Raw genomic sequence first — 20,586 nt, forward strand, 5'->3', positions numbered from 1 at the left:
GAGATGGTTTGAAAAAGGTTGGAGCAATTATTTTAGCAGCCGGAATGTCAAAACGGATGGGAAAACCAAAGCTGTTATTATCTCTAGGTGGGAAGCCATTATTTCGCTACTCTGTGAACACCGCTACCGCAGCTGGCTTAAAACCAATTGTATTGGTCGGCGGCAAACATATCGAAGAGCTGCGCAAACACACATCTGATTTAACAGAAATAGAAATCATTGAGAATTGGGATTATGAATCCGGCATGGCTTCCTCTCTTAAAGCAGGGATTCAGGCTTTAAAGGGACGAACGGATGCAGTCTTCGTATTTTTGGCAGACCAGCCCTTTGTACCTCCAATAGTTATAACTAAATTACTAGAATCTTATGATCAATATCGAAAAGAAGGTGTCCGCATTTTCCGCCCTAAGTATAATAATGTGCTTGGACACCCTGTATTGTTTGATGCTGAATTATTTGATGAATTTGAGCAAATTCAAGGTGATGAGGGAGGAAAATCAATTGTCCAAAAACATTATTCCAGCTTAATGGCTGTACCGTTTGAAAATTCAGAATGGGGATTTGATATTGACACCACAGAGGATCTGCTCAAACTAAAAAGGATTGCGCCAAAATATATTAAACAAAAATAGGGATAACAATAGATTCATTGTTGTCCCTTTTTAAATTTGTGTAACGGTCGTTGTACTTGAAGAAGTGCGTGGTCTTTTTCAATCAAGAATTTCCCGGTTCAACAAGATCGACCGAGACTTTAGAAAATTTATTGCAGGAGTCCCATATTGAAATCGATAAACAAACATCTCTGATGGGGTCTATATATAATTCGTATCTTAATAAGGCTCTTTATGATTGTTGAGAAAATTGTATCTTAGTTATCCGGTATTTGAAATTGCAAGCAAATCCTTCCTTGATCATCATTCATTAGGACACTTGTGCGAGTGGTCCTCATCTCTTTGCACCGCTGAGTACGAATGCGGTTCTTCCATTTCGTTTTAATTTCTCCCGTTCATTCAGATGGTTTATACTTGACAGTTTCTCAAAAATGGTATTAAATTTGCATTAAGGAAAAATATATGGTATAACAACAAAATTTAAACTCAATAAAATAAATATGTGTGAAGGAATTTTTTTTAACATAAAGTTTGCCCTTAGGCAATATTTATAACTATGGTAAAAAAGAAGGTGAAGGAATGAAAAAATTTCCTATTTGTACAACATGAAGCCGGCAACTTTCTGTAAAGTATTAAGCCAAACGGTAAGCTGAATGGCGAAGCTGAAACAAATCAACTAGCGAAATGAAATTCATGTCTGTAAGTGTTTTGGCATTTATTCATTGATTGCGTTTTTTCAGTTTTGTTTCTTCTCAGGAATAAAAACAAATTGAGGTTACATATAGGAGTTTTCTATAAAAAACGGACAATGTTTGATTCCTGAATTCACAATTTGCCAGAATGGTTGTCGATATTTAATAGAAATCGTTCGCCAATAAACTAGAGAGATGGGCTGACTTAAAAATCAAATCAATTCATAAAAATAAAAGGAGAGTGCGAAAAAATGAAAAATGTTATGAAAAAAATGGGGTGCTTATTCTTAATTAGTGCCTTGCTGGTGTTAAGCGCGTGTAGTTCTGGACAAGAAGCATCCAAACGATCAAAAGATGGAAAAATTAATGTCGTCACAACGATTGCACAAATTGGCGAGCCGTTGTCTGTAATCGGCGGCGATCGTTTAAATGTCAAAAGTTTAATGGGGCCGTCTGTAGACCCTCATTTGTATAAGGCTACTCAAAGTGATATGGAAACTCTTGAAGAAGCAGATATCATTTTTTACAACGGATTGCATTTGGAAGCGAACATGGTTGAAATATTTGAAAAGATCTCTGAATCAAAACCTGTTCTTGCAGTCGGTGAAACCATTCCTGAAGAATCTCTTTTAAAGGATGAAAAAGGGGTAGTTGATCCTCATATTTGGTTTGATCTGAACCTTTGGCAGCAGGCATTGGATGCTGCGGTTGAACAATTAAAAGAATTCTCTCCGGAAGACGCAGATTATTTTGAAGAAAATAAAAAGAAATATTTTGCTAGATTAGCTGATTTGAAAAAAGAAGCCGAAAAGCTTGCGGACATTCCAGAAAGTCAAAGAGTTCTTGTCACAGCGCATGATGCTTTCGGATATTTCGGACGAATGCACGGCATTAAAGTAGTTGGTCTTCAAGGACTTAGCACTGATTCCGAAATCGGTATTACAGATATTCAAGATACGATTGACATTATTAAAAAGTACAAAGTTCCTGCCGTATTTATCGAATCAAGTATTAATGAAAAATCGATCAAGGCTGTCATAGAAGGAGCGAAAAGTGAAGGAATTAACGTTACATTAGGCGGGGAGCTTTACTCTGATGCAATGGGTGAGGAAGGAACAGAAGAAGGAACTTATATAGGAATGTATCGCCATAATATCAATACGATTTATGAAGCATTAAGCGAAGGAGGAAAATAGCATGGCTGAAGCAGTGCTTCAAGTAGAGAATCTGTCCGCTTCCTATCGAAAAAATACAGTGCTCTTCGATGTGAATTTTGTAGTGCAGGCTGGTTCGCTAGTGGGAATCGTCGGTCCGAACGGTGCTGGAAAGTCGACGCTTTTAAAAACAATATTAAATCTTCACCCTTCCTTAACGGGATCAGTGAAATTTTTTGGATTGCCATTCAACAAGGTCCAAAAAAGGATCGGTTATGTACCACAGCGAGGTTCGGTCGATTGGGACTTTCCAACAAACGCATTGGATGTTGTCACTATGGGACTATATGGGCAAATCGGATGGCTGAAGCGGCCATCCCGATTGCATAAACAAAAAGCATTCGAGGCCTTGGAAAAATTAGGGATGGCTGATTACGCTGACCGTCAGATAAGCCAGCTTTCTGGCGGTCAACAGCAGCGTGTGTTTTTAGCACGCGCATTAGTGCAAAATGCCGACTTGTATTTTATGGACGAACCGCTGGCTGGTGTTGATGCAGCAACAGAACGCGCTATTATGACATTGCTGAAAGAATTAAAAGCTTTAGGAAAAACGGTCATGGTCGTGCACCATGATTTGCAAACAGTAGAAGATTATTTTGACCATGTTCTTTTATTAAATCGCACCGTCATTCAGTACGGAAAAACGAAGCAAATTTTTACTAGAGAAAATATTTCGCGAACTTATGGAGGAGACTTGCGCTGGTTGAGAGAGGAGAGTCTTCATGTTCACAATCCTATTAAATAGCAACACACAATGGGTGTTATTTAGCACGATGATTTTTGGGATTGCTGCTGGAACAATGGGCTGTTTAGCCTATTGGAAGCGGCAAAGCTTAATGAGCGATGCCTTAGCTCATGCAGCATTGCCCGGTGTTGTGATCGCCTTTCTTCTACTTGGAGAAAAAAACTTATTTGTCATGATCATTGGAGCATCCATCAGCGCTTTGATTGGAGCATCATTTATCCAATGGATACGTTCATCAACTAGAATTTCGGCAGATACGGCGATGGGAATGGTGCTGTCTATTTTTTTTGGCTTAGGAATCATGCTCCTGACAGTTGTGAATCGGACGTCAGGCGGAAATCAGAGCGGTTTGGACAGTTTTATTTTCGGTCAGGCCGCCTCGATGGTCAGATCAGATGTCACTACAATGTTAATCCTAGCTTTGGCGGTTATTTTGATTGTATTCATTGCATTTAAAGAATGGAAAATATATCTTTTCGATCCGGAATTTGCAAAAGGATTAGGACTGTCACTTAAATGGATGAACGGATTATATACAACGATTCTTGTCACAACGATTGTCATCGGGATTCAAGCTGTAGGAGTTATTTTAATTGCCGCCCTGCTGATTATCCCGTCAGTAAGTGCCCGCTATTGGACACAGTCTTTTCAACGGATGATTATCATATCAGCACTGTTTGGGGGAGCGGCTGGAGCATTAGGAACATTCATCAGTGCATTGGGAAGAGGATGGCCTACAGGACCTTTTATCGTCATTGTGGCGTCCGCACTGTTTTTCTTATCGCTTTTCTTTGGCAAAGAGAAAGGGATTCTGGTCAAGTATTTACAATTGAAAATGCAAAAAAGATTAGTGAATATTCATACCAGTAAGGCCTTAAGAACAAAAGGGGTAGAATGACCATGACTTATCATGCTATGTGGATTATCGTAACTGCTTCTTTAGTAGGGCTGTCCTGCGGCTTAATAGGTGTATTTCTGATACTCAGGAAAATGGCGATGATGGCTGATGCAATTAGTCATACGGTTCTGTTAGGAATTGTCATCGCTTTTATTATTACACGTGAATTAAGCGGAACTCATATGCTCATTGGTGCTATATTTGCAGGACTATTGACAGCTTTTTTAGTGCAGTGGCTTCATTCTTTAGACGTTCAGCAAGATGCAGCAATAGGAATTGTGTTTACGACGATGTTTGCTATTGGCGTTATTTTAATAGCGACTTCTGTAGGAAATGCACATTTAGATGTTCAACATGCTTTAATGGGGGAAATCACCTTTATACCTTGGAATAAAATTTCACTTCCTCTAATTGGCGAGGTTCCGAAGGCTACAGCATTGCTGGCTCTCGTTTTGTTTGTTGTTTTATTTGTTCTTGTCGCTTTTTATAAAGAATGGAAAATCACTTCATTTGATCCTGCGCTTGCTGCCAGCTTAGGGATTCCTGTTTTACTCATGCATTATGTATTCTTATGCTTAGTATCGATCACGACAGTTGCTTCTTTTGATGCGGTCGGAGCAATTATGGTCGTTGCGATGTTAATTACTCCAGCTGCCTCGGCTTATCTTTGGACAGATAGACTTTCTATTATGCTAGTATTAAGCGGATTATTTGGCGTAATATCTGCTGTAGCGGGCTATTATATAGCAGCTTGGGTCGACACTTCTATTTCTGGCTCAATGGCATTTGCCACAGGATTAGTGTTTTTCATAAGCTTTTTGTTTTCTCCGAAACATGGATGGATTGCGAGATATTTGCGATTGCATAAAACTGTAAAAAAGACAGGATGAAAATCGGCTATTAAATTGTCTTTCATAACGGTTGATCTCCTCCATACGCTTGTCTTATGGTGCTTTTATATAGTAAACTTTGTATGATGAAGATATTAATGGAGGATAACCAATGCCAACCCCGAGTATGGAAGACTATATTGAACAAATATATTTGCTAATTGAAAATAAAGGCTATGCGAGAGTGTCGGATATAGCAGAAGCGTTATCTGTACACCCTTCTTCCGTTACAAAAATGGTGCAGAAGCTCGACAAGGATGACTACTTAGTTTACGAAAAATATAGAGGGTTCGTCTTAACGCCGAAAGGAAAAAAAATCGGAAAACGCCTCGTCTACCGGCATGATCTGTTAGAGCAATTTTTGCGGATTATTGGCGTCAAAGAAGAAAACATCTATCGCGACGTGGAAGGAATTGAGCACCATTTGAGCTGGGATGCTATTGACCGAATAGGGGATCTGATTCAATTTTTTGAAAAAGATAAAAGTCGAATCATAGAATTGCAGCAATTGCAAAATTTGAATGAAGAAAATGAAGAAAACGACTTCTAACATTAAACGGGGCTGTCCAGAAAGTCAAATCCCTATTGAAAACCAAAAATCATTAACATCGATATTTCATAAAAGGGGGCCGTCAATAAGCCGAAAAAACGACTTATTAGACAGCCCCACTTTTTTTGTGCATGTAAAAATTTTTGTAAAAATTGTAAAAATTTTGTTGATTGATTCGTTATTCCTATTTATAATTTTCTCAAGAGATATAAAAAAAGAGGAAAAGAGGATTATGATGAAAAAATGGGGATTCATATTACTAGCTTTTATTTTGTGGATAGGAGTGATGCCAAAGCCGTCATCAGCTGCACAACAAGCATCTTTTGAGAAAGAACTGAATCAATATTTAGAGGAAGTAAGTAAACAAAGAGGTTTCAAAGTTACAAGAGAACATATCGAATTTTCGTTAGCTCAATATGAAGAAAAGATCGAAAATTTTGATTCTGTTGAAGAACTTCGTGATTTTTTAGGAGAGGTCATTCAAAAAGATTTAAGCAATTTAACCGAAATATATGACGAATTTAATTTAAATGAAGCCAGTTTGCGCCAGCTGCTTCAAGAACACGGTGAAGATCTAGATGAGTATGTGTTTGTAGAAAATTTGTATGATGCCGTCATGCTTTACATAGAGCGTGATCCAAATTTTGATAAAAATTTGCAAGACTATTTGGCGAAAATTAGTAGTATTAGAGGATTTCCTGTGACGATTGACTATATTAATAGATCTTTGAGTTTATATGAGAGAAAACTGGAAGACTTTAAAACCGTTAAAAGTTTAGAAAGATTTTTAGGAGAAGTTATTAAAAAGGATTTAAGCAATTTATCCTATATTTATGATGAATATGATTTAAATGAAAAGGAGTTGCGCCAGCTGCTTCAAGAACACGGAAAAAAATTGGAGGATTACGTTTTTCTAGATGATTTGGAAGAGGATGTTATAACATTTTTAAGTGAAGAATGGGATGCTGGTGTAGAAGACGAGCTCCTTTACGATTTATTAACGGTTTTTGAGCAGGAATACGGATTGACAAAAGAAGAAATCGAGCGGTTAAAGAACCATTTGCGATCAATTGAAGAGCATCTTATGAAAGAAGAGACAATTATAGCTTTGTTGGACTTGGCGGATCGGATGATGGCTTTTGAAGGGTTTGATGAAGCGACAGAGCTTACAAAGAGCCAAATCGAGGAGTTAATTTCGATTTTTAAAGATTTTCAACGTATTTTTAAAATTAAAGTTACATTTTCCCTTGTAAAAGATGGGTCTGAAAAGGAGCTTTCGCTGTTTGATCTATTTAACTTGAAAGAATTGATCAATGCAAAATTGAAAATCAACATATACAGTGAAAGTGGAGAATTTTTGGCTGATCTCCTCATTACCGGAGAAATCGTTGATTCAGATACGTTACATCGAACTGGGCAAACGATTCGTCACGGCGCTCAAGAAGCCAAAAGTGTGAAACAAGAGAAAAACGTTTCGCAAAAAATAGAAAAAAAGCTAAAAGCTGTAAAGGACAATGAGCATAAAACAGTAAAAGGTGCAAAATTGCCGAAAACAGATTCCGGCTATGGCGTGAATGCTATTGTAGGATTGTTCATTGTTTTAGCGGGATTTTTAATTTTTAGGCAAGCAAGGAAGGTTTAATATGCTGGAAACTACAAAAAGAAGCAGCCGAAACAAGCGGTTGTTTCTTCTTTTCTTTGCATCAATGATTATATTAGCCGGCCTATGGTTTTCAGCCGCAAACAGCTATAAACTTTTCAAAGGAATGCTACTGCCTGAGACCCATTCTGAAATGAAACAGAAGGCGGAAGCTGCACAGCCGGCCCCAGAAAAAAATACGAAGGCAGAAAAGGTTTTATATCCGACACGACCTAAAATTGGGGAGCAAATAGGAGAGCTGTTTATTCCAAAACTAAATGCAGTACTTCCGATATACCATGGAACGAACGAAGAAGAGCTTGAAAAAGGGGTCGGTCATTTTGCAGGAAGCGTATTGCCAGGAGAGGCAGACAATTCGGTTCTTTCCGGTCATCGCGACACCGTGTTTCGTAGGCTAGGGGAAGTAGGAAAAGGAGACGAGTTAATCGTCACAACTTCAGCTGGAGAATTTACTTATAAAATCTATAAGGTTCGGATCGTTGATAAAGACGACCGGACCGTGATCGTTCCGAAACCGAGGGCTACGTTAACTGTCAGTACATGTTATCCGTTTCATTTTATCGGCTCCGCGCCGGAACGATACGTGCTCGTAGCATATCTTGTTTCCGAGAAGTTGAAAAAATAATCTGTTATCTTGACCTATCATAATGTTTCCTATTCCCGTCTTCCGGTGGGAAAACTATCATAAAAAACATACTAAGATTAGTAGGGGCTGTCTTAGAAAGTCAAAATCCACTGAAAACAAAACATCATAAGCATTGATATATCAGCGTTTCTAAAACATTAATGGGGGCGTCTATAAGCCGTAAAAACGACTTATTAGACACCCCCGTTTATAATCAACTGTCTGACAGGGGAAGGTTTACCTTTGGACAGCCCCCCTAGAATTTGTTATCATGTGCATCTTTCAAGACACTGCATTTTTTTGACAGAGTTACGAATGAGTCTTTTAATGTCCTTATTTTACGGACTTTCTACCATATCCTTGTTATTTTTATCACTTTGTTCTTTTCTGTTTTTATTCATAAAAGAAAATATGGTGAGCAGTGCTAAGATGACAAGGCAAACAGTAGAACCGATCATATTTTTCTTATTAAAGATAAAAGAGAAAAAGATGACCAATAATGAAACGGTGGCTACTATCGTTGTGTATGGGAACCATTTTACTTGGAAATATGGTTTCTCCTTATACTGAGAACGAAGCTTTAGCTGAGCCAGACAAATGCTTGTCCATAATAAAATAATCGTAAAACCAGGTATCGTCATTAAATAGCTGATGACTCGGTCTGGAGTCATATAAGCTAAAAATACCCCGAATAAAATACAGATAGCCGTAACGGTAATACAGTTGATCGGTATTCCTTGTTTGGAAATCTTTAAAAATCTTTTTGGCGCTTCACCGCTTTGAGCCATGGAATATAATGTTCTGGAAGTTGCGTAAATCCCTGAGTTCGCCGCTGATAAAACAGCAGTAATAAGGACAAAATTCATAATATGAGCGGCTCCAGGAAGACCTGTGATGCTCAATACTTGGACAAATGGACTGTCTTCCCCTGTCACTTGATTCCACGGCATTAAACCACAAATAATAAGAATAGGAAGCATATAAAAGAGAATAACTCTCCACATCGTTCCTTTAATGACTTTTGGCAAAACCTTTTCTGCATCTTTTGTTTCTGTGACCGCAACACCGATTAACTCAGCCCCGCCGTATGAAAACATGACGACTAAAAAGGCGCTTAACATTCCTCCAATTCCATAAGGAAAGAACCCGCCGTGTGCCGTGTAGTTAGAAAAAGGATCATCAATATTGCTCGGAATAATTCCAAACAAAATGCCAAAGCCTAATAAAATGAAAGCGATTAATGCGAAAATTTTAATTCCTGCAAACCAAAACTCAATTTCACCATAGTACTTTACTTGAAACAAATTCATTCCAACGATTAAAACCATACAAAGGAGACTTAAAAGCCATAACGGTACGGTTGGAAACCAATATTTCAGAAAGCTTCCTGCTGCTAAAATTTCAACAACGGTGACAACAATCCAATTGATCCAATAAAGCCATCCTACAATAAAGGATATATGGAAGCCAAAAGCTTTATAAACAAGATGCTGAACGTTTAAGTTAGGATAAACAATCGCCATCTCAGCCAGTGCCGTCATGACAATAAATAATAAAAGGCCTCCTAATAAGTAAGCTATTACAACACTTGGGCCGGCAATATTTAATGTATCTGAGCTCCCTTTAAAAATTCCTGTTCCAATCATGCCTGCTAGCGCAATAAACTGAACATGTCGAGGTAATAACCCTTTTTTTAATGTTTGATCTTTTTCCATGGTGTTCATGCCTTTCTGTCCATTATGAAAAATATACTAGAATAACTGGCAGCATACTTTTTTACTTAATCGCTTTTCAGGTTTTACGCTTTTCTGCGTTTAAGTAAAAAAATAAATATGTTTCTAGTATATAATATTCTTTCGATTCATCAAAGAATAATGAAAAAACTCATTGCTATAAAACTGTTACAATTTATGGTAAATAGCAATACTCTTGAACTTCGAAGATATTTACGGAGCAAAGATAAGGTCGATTTTTCCTCTATTTAGTAGGAACTTATTACGATCTGTTCGATAAAACACTTCCTAAATGAAGAGGAATGTTATGAAGGTTCGCAAATCTTTTTCAAAACAGGGGTACTATTCTAAAAAGTGTTTTATTTTAAGAGTAGTTCAAATAAGTGTTATAATTTTTTTTGTAAAAAAAATTGTCTGTTGCCGACAAATTCCACCACAAAAATCTTCTCGTCATCCGTATAATCTTAATCGTGTATTATTTATAGATTACCTTCTATACAGGTTAGGAGGAGACGGAAATGGGAGATCAATATCAGACGCGTATGGAGAAACGTCAAAAAAAGAAATCAGCTTCTAAAAAATCTCCGCTCATAAAAATCATGACAGCCTTTATTCTTGCGATTATCGTAATGATGACTGCGGGCGGTATCGTGGTATTGTCTTACATTATAAGCGCCCCTGCACTAGACCCGAAATTACTGAAAGATCCGTTATCCTCAACCGTTTATGATATGTATAATGAAAAAGTGCGAGATATTTCAGGAAGCGAACATCGGAAAATCATCAAAATCGAAAATATACCGAAAAATGTACAAAATGCGTTTATCGCAACAGAAGATGTGCGGTTTTTTGAGCATAATGGAATCGATTTTAAACGAATCGCAGGTGCAACCGTTGCGAATGTAAAAGAAGGATTCGGCGCTGAAGGCGGAAGTACGATTACCCAGCAGGTAGTCAAAAATTCATTCTTAACGCCTGAAAAAACGCTCAAGCGAAAAATACAAGAAGCTTACTTGGCTGTTCAGTTGGAACGACGCTACTCAAAAGAAGACATTCTTGAAATGTATTTAAATAAAGTGTATTTCGGTCAAGGAGCATACGGGGTTGCGACAGCGGCAGAAACATATTTTAACAAATCCGTGAAAAAGCTGACGATTAGTGAAGCGGCGCTGTTGGCGGGGCTGCCGCAAAGACCGAGCGAATACGATCCATTTAAAAATCCGGATTTAGCTGAAAAAAGAAGAAATATAGTATTGTCGTTAATGAGGAAGCATGGCTTTATTACCGAAAAAGAAGAGCAAGATGCGAAAGCGATCCCGGTTGAGAAATTATTAAAGAAGAAAAAAGAAGGGCCGAAATATCAAGCGTTTATCGATCAAGTCATCAAAGATATTGTTGATGCCGGAATATCGGAAAAGGATATCTATACGGGCGGTTTAAAAATTTATACAACCCTTGATCCGGATGCTCAAAAATTTACAGAAAAAGTGCTGACAACTGATCAATACATTTATTATCCAGACGATCAGTTCCGGGCAGGAGTCGTGCTACTTGATACACAGACTGGCGCTGTCAGGGCAATTGGCGGAAACCGCAACTCAGATCAAGAAGTACAAAGAGGTTTTAACTACGCAACACAAACGAAAAGACAGCCAGGTTCGACGATTAAGCCGATCTTGGATTACGGCCCGGGAATCGAACATTTCAAATGGTCTACATATAAACAGTTCATTGACGAGCCGCTCACCATCCATGGCAAAGAAATCAAAAACTGGGACGGTCAATATCGCGGCAGTATATCGATGCGAAAAGCGTTACAATGGTCTTACAATATACCGGCTGTAAAAGCATTTTTGGAGGTAGGGGAAGACCGGGCAAAAGAATTTGCGGAAAAACTCGGAATCCCGCTCGATCAGATCTATCCTTCATATGCGATCGGAGGCTTTAATAAAGGTGTGTCCCCGCTTCAATTGGCTGGGGCGTATGCCGCTTTTGGAAATGAGGGCGTTTATCATAAGCCTTTTACGGTAAGGAAAGTCGTCTATCCAAACGGTAAAGAAATCGATCTTTCTTCCAAACCGGTGAAGGCGATGAGCGACTATACCGCCTACATGATGACCGATATGTTGAAAACCGTCGTGAAAGAAGGAACAGGGCGACTGGCGAACATCCCAGGACTTCCACTAGCAGGAAAAACAGGAACAACCAACTTGCCGGAAAATATACGAGGAGATGGAACATCTGATGCCTGGTTTGTCGGCTACACGACTCGTTATGCGGCTGCGGTTTGGACGGGATACGACCAGACGACTCAGGAAACGTATGTGACAAACGAGAAGGCGAAGATTTCAAGACTTATTTTTAAAGAAATCATGTCTCACGTTTCTGAAAAAATAGAAACACCTGATTTTGAAAAACCGGACAGCGTCGTCGAAAGAGTGGTTGGCGGCCGAACTGAATTATTTGTAAGGGGAACTCCAATCCCAGCAATTCCAAAACAAAAAGAAAAGGATAAAAAAGAGGATCAAAAACAGGATCAAGTAAAAGATAATGAACAGGAGCAAAAACAAGAAGAGGAAAATCAGGAGCCAAAAGAAGAGAACAATCAAAATGACATGGATAAAGAGCAGCAAGAAAATTCTGAGGACAACAAAGAGCAGCCTGAAGATAATAAAGAAATAGAGCAGCCAAATCAGCCTCCTGCCAATGAACAGCCGCAGCCACAACCGCCAGCTAACAACGGCAGCGACCAAGGAAACGGCCAAAAACCATCAGGAGGAAATAACGGAACTGACGGATCAAATAATAGTGGAAACGGCGGCTCGAATAGCAACGGGAATGGCAGCGGATCAAGCAGTAATAATGGTCCAGGAAAAGGAGCCGGCACAACCAATCCGAACGGAAAATCACAATCTGAAAAGCAATCAACGGATAACGGCAGTCCATAAACAAAAGGGCTGAAAAAACATACTAACAATAGTAGTGCAGACCACGGCCATGGTTTGTGCTGCTATTTTTTTTTATAGATTCTACGTGAATTATTGAGGTGCCCTTGCAGCGCGCCTCGTATGAAAGTTAGATCGCAAGCTGCGTTTATAATCCTTTTCTTGAATTGTTTGATTATCAGAATGGGAAATGAGCCTTAAAAATTAGTAAATAACCTTTTACTGATATACTTCTAATTTAATAGTTTTATTCAAGAGATAACTGCATTATTCTAACAATTCATTATAAAGAACGATTTATTTGTAAAAAAAAATAAAAATATTTTTAAAAAAGGGGTTTACAACATGATAGAGTTCAATTATATTTAAGTTGTGTTCGTTATAAAGAACGAAGTCTTAATTATATTTCTTATGAGGAGGATTTAAAAAATGGGTATTAAACAAAAGTTGGGAATGGGTGTAGCAACTGCGGCTTTAGGTTTATCTTTAATCGGGGGAGGTACATATGCCTACTTTAATGATGTTGAAACCTCCAATAACACATTTGCAGCAGGTACATTAGATTTAACTCTTGATCCGCAAACAATTATTAATGTCAACAACTTAAAGCCTGGGGATTGGATGGAGCGTGAATTCACATTAAAGAACAGCGGAAGTTTGGGTATTTCTAAAGTTCTTCTTGAGACAGATTATACTGTAACGGATGCGAAAAATGACAATAACGGCGATGATTTCGGCAATCATATTAAGGTGCAAATTTTAAAGAATGTGAGCAATAAGGAAGTTATTGTTTATGAAAAAACGTTGGCACAGCTTAAAAATCTAAAGCCGGATTTAGTGCAGGATAAATGGCTCTGGTGGAATATTGGCGGTTTAGATCCAAATGAAACGGATAAGTTCAAAGTTAAATTCGTCTTTGTAGACAACAATCAAGATCAAAATCGTTTCCAAGGCGATTCTTTAAAACTAACTTGGAAATTTGACGCGAAGCAAGAAGCAGGTGAAGCAAGATAGCTATCAATATAGGGGAGAAGGCGGGGAACTGCCAACTTCCCTTGATTGCTAAAAGTTGAAACGGTGGTGAGAGAAATTCGGTACTCACGAGTAAAAAAATTTGGGCAAAAGAAAATGCATTTGATAATAATGTTCAAAATCGTCGCAATTTGTTACTTTCTTTTCATAACATTCAACTTTGCTAGTTCCTACACCGGGGCCAGTTTTAATAAAACAGTAGCCATAACCGGTTTTCTTGCTGCAACAATTCCTGAAGAGGACAAATCCATTCTGCTGCGCTTTGTGGACGATAAAGACAAGGTCATTCAATCGTGCGGGAAAGTTCGAATATCTTCTGTTGCTCAAAATGAAGGGGATGATTTAGCGGAAGCATTGCATTATGAAATATATTTCATTGCTCAAGGAGATCCAATGAATGGAGAAAAAATAAGTCAAGGAAAGATTCCAGCATTAAAAAGTAAGAGTCAATTCCAATTAGCATACAATGCCGAAAAACCTGGAAATTATAAATTTAACGTTTTAATGAATACAAATGATGATGTTTGGAGCAAAAACATTCAAGTAATTTGCAAAAAGAACGAACAACTTGATCAACCTGCGAATGACTCAGATCAAAACCTTAATGAAGATAAGGCAGCTCAACCATCCGAACATTCGAAACAAGAACAAAAACAACTTCCAGTGGAAGAACCTATACGGGAAAATAATGGGAAAGAAAACGAAGTAAAGAAAGAGCAATCCAACGAAACGTTAATGAAAGAAAATGAGAATCAAGAAAATCATTCAAAAGATGAAATGAAAGAAAATGGAGCGCAACAAATAGAACAGAATAAAACCGAAACAAAATCAAATGACATTCACCTGAAAGAACAGCAATCAGCAAAACAAGAACAAGTTTCAAATGCTTTAGAGCAAAACGAACCACCTTTACAGTAAAGTGATTACAATTATTTCATTACGTTTTGTGTCTTGAGCAAAGCGAAAGGAATGGGTAAAAAAATGAAAAAAGTTGTTAAATGGATCAGCAACACGATATCGGTCATGCTGCTGGCTTCATTAATCATCATGTTATTCACAGTCATTTCGTCAAAAGCTTCAGGCGGGGAGCCTAAATTTTTCGGACATCAATTAAAAATTGTTCTTTCAGGATCAATGGAACCTAGTATACAGACTGGTTCCGTGATCGTTGTAAAACCTGAAAAAGAAACGGAAAAATACAAAGAAGGCGACATCATTACATTTCAAGCAGATGAAAACGTGTTTGTAACACATAGAATTATAAAGGTTGTCAAAAATGGCAATGAAGTTATGTACCAGACAAAAGGGGATAATAATGAGGAAGCAGATTCCGAACTTGTGTTAAGTAAAAATGTTGTTGCTAAATATACAGGCATTACCATCCCATATATTGGCTATTTTATGAATTTCGCCAATTCTAAACAAGGAAGCGTTATTCTTTTAATCATACCAGGCATTATTCTGTTCAGCTACTCATTAATCAGCATTTTTCGGGCACTTGCAGAAATTGATAAAAATTTGAAGCAATCAACTGCAAAAGAAGACTTCAACCATTCTCAAAATCAATAATGGAGGAAATACATGGTCAAATCAATTGGACGATGTTTCATATGTTTTTTATTTGTCTGGCTCATAATGCAAGTTCAAAATTTCAGCGCTGAAACACAAATAGGTATCGCTTTAAAAAATCTTCATTCAAACCATATGCTATTTCAAGTAGAAAACATGAAACCAGGCGATTGGGCTGAAAGAACGGTCATTATCGAGAATGTTGAAAATGCTGATATACAATATAATACTTTAATTGAAAATATAAAAGGATCAAAAAAATTATTTGATGCTTTAACTTTAGAGGTTAAAGATGGTCAAAAAAATCTTTTGTTTAAAGGATTGTTAAAAGATTTTAAAGGTTTTACACCGCGAAATATCCAAAGTTCCAAAGAAGACCAGTTGACATTTTTAATCACATTTCCTGAACAGTTAGGAAATGAATATCAAGGGTTAGAAACTTCTTTTAAAATTGTTTTTCAGGCAAATTCTTCTTTAGGCAGTATTCAAACGTATGGCAGCGGGAATAATGAAGGTTTACTTTTGCCAAATACTGCGACAAACTTTTATGCATTTATTCTTGTTGGGATAATGTTTTTCGCGATGGGAGCCATTTTTTTCTTTCAAAAACGAAATAAACATAAAGATCAGCTTCATGAGTTATGAAGCGCTTGGAGGAAGCGGTGTACAAAAAATATTGTCCTAATTGTCTGCGTTTTTCATATAGCAGCTGCTCTGAAAGAAAATGGTTGTGCCCATCATGTCGTTCTGATCTTACTTCCATGGAAGGAATATTCTGTCGCAATGTATTAAAATATTCTGCCGCCCTTGCGGAATATAAGCAAAAAAATCATAACCGAAGAGAGGTTCATTTTTCTAAACAAATATAAAAATTTTAGTTAACATTTAGATCTTTCTTTTCCTGTAATTTCCATTTTTTTGTAAATTCTAAAAACTGACGGAATTCTTCTTTCGATACTCCGGAATTCATTGCTTCCTGTACTAATAACATCCATTCAGGATCAAGAACATTCGTATTTTCTTCATTTTCCCCATTTATTAATGTATTAACAGGAACATCTAAAACGGATGATATTTTTTCCAAGAAATGGACAGAGGGGTTTGATTGAAGATTCCGTTCGATAGAACTTAAATAAGATTTTGCCACCCCTGCTTGTTCAGCCAGTTCAGATAGCGTAAGACCTTTGTTTTTTCTAAGCTGCTTTATGCGATCACCAATCATCATGATCATTTCACCTTCCTTTAACGGTTCTATGTCAATTATTGGGTGTACTTGATGTGAAGAGCACCTCTTTTATATGTATGAAAGTTAGATAAGTGAGCATAATATCTTATTTCTGAGTCGATCAAAGTTGCGAATACCATAAGAAATTCGTTTCATCACTTTAATTTTATTGTCAATCCCTTCTAAATAACCGTTGGTGTAGGGATAAATAAATGAATGGATAATTTCTTTTTCCCAGCTTTTAAAGATTCGTTTCTCATTCAGTCCCGATTTATCAATAGCTTAATACAGCAGTTCTAAGTTTGACCTTGCATTTCGCTCATTATTTTGTGTCATCTATTTTTTAAAGACTTCTATCACTTGGTAAGCTTTCCTTAAATCGGGGGCAACTCTAAATAATATTGAGAGTTCCTGTTTACGTGTGATGAGCTTTTTTTTCGATTTATGGAAGAGAAACCGCAACTTTTTCATCGAGTTTCGATCTTTGTCTTGGTTCGAGTGCCCAAAAGTTTTGGCGCGCATAATGGAATTGATCCACGATGATAATCGAATTTTGAAAGAGTTGTTGGGCCAAAATTTTATACGGCTGCCACATATCCATGACTACCATTTGAATACGATAAATCGGTAAAGAGCGAAAATAATCTTTTAACTTGGACCAACTTTCAGTCTTGAATGACATCCAATACCTTGTAGCCTTGAGGGTCACCAATGACACATTGATATGTTCCTTTTTCGGTTGTCCACTTGATCTCATCAAGGGCTAAAATTCGTGGTAATGAGTGGCTTTCATAAGTATCATAACGGTCAAAATATCGAATAACCGTTGAGTATCATCATCCAATATCTTTAGACACTTCCTTAAAATTGGCCGTTCTCCTTTTGATAAGAAGAGCTTGAAGGACAAATTTCGTATGACGCTGATAACGCCCTAAAAGGCATATAATTCAAAGAAACGTTTTCCGCAAGATGTACATTTATAACGACGCTTTTTCAGAATGAGGTACGCATACATTCCACGAAACTTGATATCTCGAATCTTCTGCAGACATAATCATGAATGGATCTTGCCTCTTCCAGCATTGAGGGCCATGTTGATAACAAGGTTTGGTTTCGAGAAAAATTCAAGGTGCGTATCTGTCTCCACAATCTTTGACGCCATTACATTTTCCAATCCAATCAGCTCTGGGATGCAAATAGTCTTGCATTTACGAAGTCTCCTTTTTAATGAGGTTTTGCCACTTTCATTATAAAAGAGAGCATTTCGTAAATGCTTTTTTATTTTTTAAGAAATTTCTTCTACCTCAACATTTGGTATAGAACCCTTTTAACCCAAATGTTTGTTTTTATTTAGAAACAACATAATCGCAATTAAAAAAAGTAAACGTAAAAGTCCAATTTTAAATCAAATTCATTTGCAAATGCATGAAAATACAAAATATTAATAAGGGAAAGCTCCATTCCGAAGAAATGACTAGAAAACATGTTTCCCCTATTCAGAATCATTTTACATCACTAAGTCGAACCATGTCTACTTATGCCGAATAAATCTTTGGCTATTCATACTTATTATATTCTCTTCTAAAAGCTGCTACCCCTTTTTTATTAATTCAAAATTAACGTTTTCTGCTCGTCAAGCTAAATGGGGGAAAATGGAGAAAAATTTCGTTGAAATTGCCGTATTGCTTTTTTATTAACTACCGGCAATTAATCGGCATAAATCCAGGTAAAGAGGCTGTAAACATTTAAGGGATTCGGAGATTTAAACTGCATGGAAAGCCGAAAAAAGCTACTTTTTCCGTTTTTGCTTCTCTTTAAATGTTTTAAAAACATCTCGTGTCTGCTTCATATATTTATAAATGCTGTAAGGCTTTTTTATGATCCGGATCGGAAGGGAAAGCAAAAATTTACTGAGGTCATTCCGGTATTCCTCTGTAATCTCAGCCGGTTTATGAACAATTTTTTCATACACCTCATGGTAAAATTCGTTTAATAAATCAATTTTTATTTCAACTGTGTGATGGCAGTTTGCACATTCTATCCTTGAAATTTTATCGTTAATGTAAGTAATGATATGATCTTGCTCCTCATTGCAATGAATGCAAAACAACGTTGCTTCCATTTCTTTTATTTCCATGTTTCTTCACCTCTTTTTATGAAGGATGAAATTCCCAAGATCTTTCTCTACACTAAGTATATTATTCAAACCTGCATTCATTTCCTTCTATAAAAATGTTTCCAACGCCAACAATTGATAAAACATCTTCGACGATTTAAATCATTATAACCAAATTTTAATATGTATTTCAAAGTATAAAAAGTTTGAAAAATACTTTCAAGAATTTATTGACTTTTTAAACATCTGGAATATAATAATGATTACAAACGATTAACAAATGTTATAAGTCGTAACAAATGTTACAGGAAACGTGCACATACGACGAAAAAAATTGCCTAGAAGGAGCTGGAAACATGTCTATTTATCAAGAATTGCTTTCACGGGAACGTGACGGCCAGCCAATTAAAGTAGGTGTTGTTGGTGCAGGTCAAATGGGATTCGGTCTGATTTCCCAAATCTCACGCATACCTGGCATGGAAGTCAGAGGGATTTGTGATGTCAATATTGAAGCGGCAGAAAGAGCTAGCAGCTATTATCAATCGAAATTAACGAAAAAACATCCTGTTCTTGTCAGCAGTGATTACCGAAAAGTGATTCAATCTGATGAAGTAGAAGTCATTGTAGATGCTACAGGGGTTCCTGAAGTTGGTGCAAACATTTCACTGGAAGCATTAAGATCTAGAAAACATTTAGTACTGCTTAACGTTGAAGTAGATATTACAATTGGATCAATTATGCACAATTTGTTTACATCAGCCGGATTAGTTTATACAGGATCTGCGGGAGATGAACCGGCAGCAACGCTTGAACTGTATGAGTTTGCGAAGACAATGGGTCTTGAAGTGCTTGTTGCTGGGAAAGGGAAAAACAACCCGTTCATACCAAACGCCAATCCGGATACATGCAAGGAAGAAGCTGCTCAAAAACATATGAGCGCCCATATGCTTGCAGCGTTCCAAGACGGCACAAAAACAATGGCTGAAATGAATTTATTAAGCAACGCTACAGGCCTCATTCCAGATAAAATTGGTATGCACGGCGTGGAAGCAAATTTGGAAACGGTTGCCGACAAGTTGAATTTACAAGAAAACGGCGGTGTTTTAAGTCAATTCGGAGTAGTTGAATATGTAAACGGATTAGCACCGGGCGTGTTTGTCATTGTGAAAAGCGAATTAGAACCTGTAGATGCAGAATTAAGATATTTGAAAGTTGGCAAAGGTCCTCATTACGTTCTTTACCGGCCTTATCATCTAGCAAGTTTAGAAACTCCTATTACGATTGCAAAAGCAGTATTGCATCACGATACATCGATTCATCCATTAGGGGCGCCAGTTTCAGAAACAGTCGCTGTTGCCAAGCGCGATATTCAAGCAGGAGAAGCCATTGATGGCATCGGCGGCTACTCTGTAAGAGGCGTGCTTGAAACTCATCAAGAGATGAAGAAAAATTCACACATCCCGATCGGTTTAATCAGTGGAAACATTGTTGCAAAACGTTCCATTAAACAAGGTCAATTTTTAACATTAGATGATGTTGAGCTAGATCCAACCACAACCGTTTGGAAATTAAGATCTCTTCAGGATCATCTATTTTCTAACTAAAAAATGCATTTGTGCAGCGCAAAGGGGGTGATTCTTTTTGAAGCTTGCAATCATTTTATCCATGATTTTGCTCATTCAATATGTGGCGACAATTATACAAGTCAGACATTATAAAAAATATGTCGACAAAATTGTAAGCCATTACAAAGGCAAAGAAGGGTATTTTTTGTACTCAGGCATGAATCGGCGAAAATTTAGTCCCGGCGCTATGGCAATGATTGTAGTGAACAAAGATTATGTTATAGAAGATTGCTATATTCTAAAAGGTATTTCAGTTTTCTCAAAGTTTAAAAAATATGAAAAATACATTGGCCATCATGTAGCTGAAATTTTGGATGATCACCATGAATTCACAGAAAATGCTGCAGGAAGGAAGAGGAAAATCCCTTCATTTTTGGCGGCTTTATCAATGGCGGCCGAAAATGCTATCGTTTCCATTTCAAAGAAAAAGCTTTCAATATAAAATGTGCTGAAAGG

The 20,586-nt window shown here is 37.3% G+C and carries 19 protein-coding genes and 1 pseudogene; 15 read left to right on the plus strand and 5 right to left on the minus strand.

All coding sequences use genetic code 11. The features are described 5' to 3' along the window. Positions 1–8: 8 nt before the first annotated feature. The 8 genes from NSQ41_RS02670 to NSQ41_RS02705 all read left to right on the plus strand — a co-directional run bounded on the left by NSQ41_RS02670 (position 9) and on the right by NSQ41_RS02705 (position 7,885). Complete coding sequence (locus NSQ41_RS02670; RefSeq protein ID WP_339210941.1) at positions 9–632, plus strand: nucleotidyltransferase family protein; 624 nt, start codon at positions 9–11, stop codon at positions 630–632. Between the two features lie 922 nt (positions 633–1,554). Beyond that, a complete protein-coding gene (locus NSQ41_RS02675; RefSeq protein ID WP_339198650.1) occupies positions 1,555–2,499 on the plus strand; it encodes a zinc ABC transporter substrate-binding protein in 945 nt (314 codons plus the stop codon). A gap of 1 nt (position 2,500) precedes the next feature. Continuing rightward, complete coding sequence (locus tag NSQ41_RS02680; RefSeq protein ID WP_063386349.1) at positions 2,501–3,262, plus strand: metal ABC transporter ATP-binding protein; 762 nt, start codon at positions 2,501–2,503, stop codon at positions 3,260–3,262. Continuing rightward, entirely contained in the window at positions 3,240–4,160 is a 921-nt protein-coding gene (locus NSQ41_RS02685) for an iron chelate uptake ABC transporter family permease subunit (RefSeq protein ID WP_066246943.1), read from the plus strand. Before NSQ41_RS02680 ends, NSQ41_RS02685 begins: the two co-directional genes overlap by 23 nt. 2 nt (positions 4,161–4,162) lie before the next feature. Then, complete coding sequence (locus tag NSQ41_RS02690; protein WP_066246941.1) at positions 4,163–5,050, plus strand: metal ABC transporter permease; 888 nt, start codon at positions 4,163–4,165, stop codon at positions 5,048–5,050. A gap of 112 nt (positions 5,051–5,162) precedes the next feature. After that, complete coding sequence (mntR, locus tag NSQ41_RS02695; protein ID WP_063386346.1) at positions 5,163–5,600, plus strand: transcriptional regulator MntR; 438 nt, start codon at positions 5,163–5,165, stop codon at positions 5,598–5,600. A 232-nt stretch (positions 5,601–5,832) separates the two neighbouring features. Beyond that, positions 5,833–7,242, plus strand: a complete 1,410-nt coding sequence (locus NSQ41_RS02700) for a processed acidic surface protein (RefSeq protein WP_339198653.1) — start codon at positions 5,833–5,835, stop codon at positions 7,240–7,242. Position 7,243: 1 nt separating this feature from the next. After that, complete coding sequence (locus NSQ41_RS02705) at positions 7,244–7,885, plus strand: class D sortase (RefSeq protein ID WP_063386345.1); 642 nt, start codon at positions 7,244–7,246, stop codon at positions 7,883–7,885. Positions 7,886–8,223: 338 nt separating this feature from the next. On the opposite strand, the gene NSQ41_RS02710 is transcribed toward NSQ41_RS02705, so the two are convergent. Further along, positions 8,224–9,600, minus strand: coding sequence for an amino acid permease (locus NSQ41_RS02710; RefSeq protein ID WP_339211593.1), 1,377 nt, complete (start codon positions 9,598–9,600; stop codon positions 8,224–8,226). 536 nt (positions 9,601–10,136) lie between these two features. On the opposite strand from NSQ41_RS02710, the gene NSQ41_RS02715 reads away from it, so the two are divergent. The 5 genes from NSQ41_RS02715 to NSQ41_RS02735 all read left to right on the plus strand — a co-directional run bounded on the left by NSQ41_RS02715 (position 10,137) and on the right by NSQ41_RS02735 (position 15,809). Continuing rightward, positions 10,137–12,566 carry a PBP1A family penicillin-binding protein gene (locus NSQ41_RS02715; protein ID WP_339198656.1) on the plus strand — a complete coding sequence of 810 codons (2,430 nt, stop codon included), beginning with the start codon at positions 10,137–10,139 and terminating at the stop codon, positions 12,564–12,566. Between the two features lie 426 nt (positions 12,567–12,992). Further along, positions 12,993–13,577, plus strand: coding sequence for a CalY family protein (locus NSQ41_RS02720; protein ID WP_339210942.1), 585 nt, complete (start codon positions 12,993–12,995; stop codon positions 13,575–13,577). Between the two features lie 66 nt (positions 13,578–13,643). Then, positions 13,644–14,513 (plus strand): amyloid fiber anchoring/assembly protein TapA, encoded by an 870-nt coding sequence (tapA, locus tag NSQ41_RS02725; protein WP_144597196.1) that lies wholly within the window; start codon positions 13,644–13,646, stop codon positions 14,511–14,513. Between the two features lie 63 nt (positions 14,514–14,576). Continuing rightward, a complete protein-coding gene (locus NSQ41_RS02730) occupies positions 14,577–15,164 on the plus strand; it encodes a signal peptidase I (protein WP_094245061.1) in 588 nt (195 codons plus the stop codon). 12 nt (positions 15,165–15,176) lie between these two features. After that, on the plus strand, positions 15,177–15,809 hold the full coding sequence (locus NSQ41_RS02735; protein ID WP_094245062.1) for an LPXTG cell wall anchor domain-containing protein: 633 nt from the start codon (positions 15,177–15,179) through the stop codon (positions 15,807–15,809). Between the two features lie 229 nt (positions 15,810–16,038). On the opposite strand, the gene NSQ41_RS02740 is transcribed toward NSQ41_RS02735, so the two are convergent. From NSQ41_RS02740 to NSQ41_RS02755, 4 genes and pseudogenes are all read right to left on the minus strand, one after another. Next, complete coding sequence (locus NSQ41_RS02740) at positions 16,039–16,386, minus strand: helix-turn-helix domain-containing protein (protein ID WP_094246424.1); 348 nt, start codon at positions 16,384–16,386, stop codon at positions 16,039–16,041. A gap of 87 nt (positions 16,387–16,473) precedes the next feature. Beyond that, positions 16,474–16,587 (minus strand): annotated as a pseudogene (locus NSQ41_RS02745) (transposase); the annotation flags it as partial. Between the two features lie 244 nt (positions 16,588–16,831). Then, complete coding sequence (locus NSQ41_RS02750; protein ID WP_158640164.1) at positions 16,832–17,071, minus strand: transposase; 240 nt, start codon at positions 17,069–17,071, stop codon at positions 16,832–16,834. Between the two features lie 1,107 nt (positions 17,072–18,178). Further along, on the minus strand, positions 18,179–18,526 hold the full coding sequence (locus NSQ41_RS02755) for a hypothetical protein (RefSeq protein ID WP_063386339.1): 348 nt from the start codon (positions 18,524–18,526) through the stop codon (positions 18,179–18,181). Positions 18,527–18,861: 335 nt separating this feature from the next. Between NSQ41_RS02755 and NSQ41_RS02760 the strand changes: the two genes are divergently transcribed. Continuing rightward, complete coding sequence (locus tag NSQ41_RS02760) at positions 18,862–20,109, plus strand: SAF domain-containing protein (RefSeq protein ID WP_144597202.1); 1,248 nt, start codon at positions 18,862–18,864, stop codon at positions 20,107–20,109. A 37-nt stretch (positions 20,110–20,146) separates the two neighbouring features. Beyond that, the gene (locus NSQ41_RS02765; protein ID WP_339198660.1) at positions 20,147–20,572 is read left to right on the plus strand and encodes a transcriptional regulator GutM; all 426 of its coding nucleotides are present in this window, start codon (positions 20,147–20,149) and stop codon (positions 20,570–20,572) included. The last annotated feature ends 14 nt before the right edge of the window (positions 20,573–20,586 follow it).

This window comes from Aeribacillus sp. FSL K6-8210 (assembly GCF_037963925.1).
GTDB classification, from domain to species: Bacteria; Bacillota; Bacilli; order Bacillales; family Aeribacillaceae; genus Aeribacillus; species Aeribacillus composti.